Origin of the sequence: Streptomyces sp. NPDC050263, from assembly GCF_040655955.1 — a bacterium.
In the GTDB taxonomy this organism is placed as follows: domain Bacteria; phylum Actinomycetota; class Actinomycetes; order Streptomycetales; family Streptomycetaceae; genus Streptomyces.
Window position 1 is genome coordinate 1 of sequence record NZ_JBFAKW010000252.1, and the last position, 3603, is coordinate 3603.

The following is a 3603-nucleotide window of genomic DNA, read 5'->3' on the forward strand; positions in this document are numbered from 1 at the left end:
GCCCTGAACGCCTTCGACATCACCTTCGACGGCCGACTCTCAGCAGCCCGTCAGTAGCCCCAACACCCTGGTTACACCGCTCGTTTGACAGACCCCTAGCAGCAGGTCCGTTGCCAGGCCTTCACCTATGTCGTGGACTGGGCATCAACTGGCCCCCGGAGCGCACGCAACCGGTCCTCCACGTGACGCTTGAACGCCTGTTGGTGCTACTGCTTCTCCAGTTGAATAGCCCTGCGACAGCACTCGTTGCACGGCTGCAGGGGGAGAGGGAGTTGAGCAGTTCAGGTGACGGATCGTCGCCGAACCGGCGGATCGGGGAAATCGCGGCGATGGTCTCAGCCGTCACCGCTGTCATCGGTCTGCTACTGGCGGTTTTCGGAGTGCCGTTCACCGGCGGTTCCCCGGTCAACCGGAGTGTCGTCGGCGGTGCCGGCACCCCGAACGCTCCCGCGTCGACTCCGCAAGAGACGAGGGCAGCCTCCTCCCCGGCCACAACCGTCGGCCCTGGTCCCGCACCCTCGGCGTCACCCCAGCCCTCCCCGTCGACCATGGCCAAAGGGTGGCACCGTGTCAGCGAACCCAAGCTCACGGTCGCCTTCGCCGTGCCGGACGGGTGGATCCAGGAGAGGGAAAACGACATCCAGAGCAACTGGCGTTCCCCTGACGAAGCTCATCGCATGAGCGTCAAGCGGGACACGTCGTACGGGTCGACCGTTCAGACAGCCTCGGCCGGGCAGCTCGCCTGGTATCGCGACACTGACAAGTCGTCGATGGCCGACGTAAAGGTCGTGACCCACACCACTCAGCAGAACGGTCAGGACGCTCTCTGGCTGGAGATCGACTACCACTGGGCGGGCCAGAGCGAACCCCGCAAGCGGGTCGAAGTCTTCGTTGCGGGCAAGGCAGGCGATGTCTACCAGCTGCTCTTCGACACTGCATCCAGCCCCGAGAAGCTGGCCACGCAGATGCAGTTGTTCGCGACCGCCCGCGCCCACCTGCTGATCGACATGACTGCGACGTCGTAGTACTACGAGCGCATCTGGGGGATGCGGCCTCGGCATTTGTAGTGGCAGGCGAGTTCGAAGAGGTCGAAGAGGTCGACGAGTCGCGTAGTGCCGTCGCTGAGCAGTGTCACGGAGGTCAGCGACTCCAGCGGCACGGACCCGGTGAGGGCATGTTCGGCCGCTTGAGGATCGGTCCGGCGATCCAGAAGCCGCCCGGCCGGTTGCGGAGCCCCGTCAGCGTCGCGGTACTCGGCCAGGGCGGCAGCGCGCTCGGGGGAACCGGTAGGCAACGCGTCGACCGGCCCGCGCAGCTGCTCGCTGCCGTCGTCCAGGCGCAGATCCGTGACGGCGGTCGTCTTCCCTTCCTTGTCTGCGAGCAGGAGTGTCGAGTCGCCGAGTACGAGGTACTCCAGGGCTCCCGCAGCGGCGCGCACGGCGGCGACCGTACGGGCCCTCACCGCCTCCTGAAAACGCCTTCCGCGCCGCCAGGAGCCTGTCCTCATGGCCGCTGTCGCGACACGCGCGGTCGGGTCGCCGGACTCGGTGCCCGACCGGCCTGTCCCGGAGTCGGCCGGCGGGCCGGTGTCGGGTGGGCGGGCGGTGGTCGGGCCGTGGGTCGGCCGATCCGGCGTGGGCGTGCCGGGTCTTGTCGAGGTCGTACCACCCTGCGAACATTCGTTCAGCGCAAGCTTGTTGCATCGCGAGAGGTCGCGGAGGGGGAACAAGGCATGGCGTTCTGGCGGCGCGGAGACCGGCGCAACCGCACATCGGGCACCACACCTCCGCGCCCACCGGGGACGCCATTGCCCGGGTCCACTTCTCTGCAGTACGTCTACACCTACGACCCGCTCGACGAGCAGCCTGGCACCGAACCGCTTGCCACCCTGCGGAGCGGGGCCCTGCTCAGCGCCGTGGACCAGGCCAACGACGCGGTGGACGCCGCGCACGACGACTGGTACGCCCTCGCCAGGAGCGCCGCCGTCCTCGGCCGGACCCAGTACAGGAGCGGCGACGCCGAACTCGCCGTCGCCGCCTACGACCAGGCGGTCCGTCTGTACAACGACAACTCCCGCGCCATGGGCCGCGGCGCCGATGCCGCCACGGGGCTCGCCACGCTGGTGGACTGCGCGGGTCGGGCCATGCTGCTCCACCACCGCCAGGGCCGCCGCAAGCTGGCGGACTCCGCCTTCGACGCGGGACGCCTCTTCGCCGAGTTCCTCGCCGGCAACGGGCTGACCGCCCCCGCCTCCCAGCTCCTCGGCCGCCGGGCCGCGGTCCTGCAGCGCACCGGGCAGCCCCGCAGCGGCCTGCTGGACTCCGAGGTCCTCTCCCTGCTGGCCCCGCAGGACACCCTGCGCGAAGCCACCTGGGCCGTGGCGGAGTATCTGGAGGCCCCGGGCCCGCACACGCTGGCCGAGGCCCTACGCGCCACCGGTGCCGAGAAGCGGCGTTGGGCGACCGATCTCGCCGACGCGCTGACCGTGGACGGCGGCAGCAAGGAGGGCCGCTGGTCGCCCACCCTGCGCGGTAGCCATCTCGCCTTGTTGCCCGACGCTGCCCGTGCAGTCTCCCGCGCCCTCGGCGACACCACAGGCACGGCCGCGGACGGCTGGCGCCTCACCGGCCGCGAGATCCACATGTGCTACTCGGTGGCCTCCGGCCGCGGCGAACTGCGCCACACGCTCGGCGACCACGCCGAATATTGGGGCGGCCTCCTGCTCGCCCTGGGCACGGACGCCCTCCGCGCCGGCGACACCCCACTCGCCGCCGACTGCGGCGGCTGGCTCCGCGGTCTGCTCACCCAGGCCCTCCCGCACACCCTGGTCGCCCCCTGGGGGCAGGAACTGCGGACCGGTGCCGAACAACTGCCGGGCTGAGACCGCCGTTCATGCAGAGGGCTCTCAGGCATTGCACATTGCGCTGGTGCGGCGGCGGGCCCGCTACTCGGCTCGTCTTCGGCGACGTGCACAGCCGCTGAGGCGACCGAGGCTCCCTGCCGGGCCGTATCGGCTGAGCACCGGCGCCGTGGGCGGTGCACAGCACCCTGCCGGCCGTCCCGGCCAACTCCATGATCACGACATGACCCGGCACCGGCCGCGCATCCCTGCCGCGGCGCAGACCGTACCGCCCCGTACCCTTCATGGTGTCTACGGCGTCACCTAGCGGGCGCCGAACCTCTGGAGGCAACACCACGTGCTGATCGCTCAGCGTCCCTCGTTGACCGAAGAGGTCGTCGACGAATTCCGTTCCCGGTTCGTGATCGAGCCGCTGGAGCCGGGCTTCGGCTACACCCTCGGCAACTCACTGCGTCGTACGCTCCTCTCCTCGATCCCGGGTGCGGCGGTCACGTCCATCCGGATCGACGGCATCCTGCACGAGTTCACCACCGTGCCGGGCGTCAAGGAGGACGTCACCGACCAGATCCTCAACATCAAGCAGCTGGTCGTGTCGTCCGAGCACGACGAGCCCGTTGTGATGTACCTGCGCAAGCAGGGTCCGGGTCAGGTCACCGCCGCCGACATCGCGCCTCCGGCCGGTGTCGAGGTCCACAACCCCGACCTCGTCCTCGCCACGCTCAACGGCAAGGGCAAGCTGGAGA

The 3603-nt window shown here is 69.7% G+C and carries 2 protein-coding genes and 2 pseudogenes; 3 read left to right on the plus strand and 1 reads right to left on the minus strand.

The genetic code is table 11. From position 1 onward, the window contains the following. Positions 1 to 182: 182 nt before the first annotated feature. The gene (locus AB0J04_RS45525) at positions 183 to 1025 is read left to right on the plus strand and encodes a hypothetical protein (protein ID WP_363174621.1); all 843 of its coding nucleotides are present in this window, start codon (positions 183 to 185) and stop codon (positions 1023 to 1025) included. A 59-nt stretch (positions 1026 to 1084) separates the two neighbouring features. Here AB0J04_RS45525 and AB0J04_RS45530 read toward each other — a convergent pair. Further along, positions 1085 to 1450 (minus strand): annotated as a pseudogene (locus tag AB0J04_RS45530) (integrase); the annotation flags it as partial. Positions 1451 to 1807: 357 nt separating this feature from the next. Here AB0J04_RS45530 and AB0J04_RS45535 point away from each other — a divergent pair. Both AB0J04_RS45535 and AB0J04_RS45540 read left to right on the plus strand, forming a co-directional pair. After that, positions 1808 to 2881, plus strand: coding sequence for a hypothetical protein (locus tag AB0J04_RS45535; RefSeq protein ID WP_363174622.1), 1074 nt, complete (start codon positions 1808 to 1810; stop codon positions 2879 to 2881). A 316-nt stretch (positions 2882 to 3197) separates the two neighbouring features. Beyond that, positions 3198 to 3603: pseudogene (locus AB0J04_RS45540) on the plus strand (DNA-directed RNA polymerase subunit alpha); the annotation flags it as partial.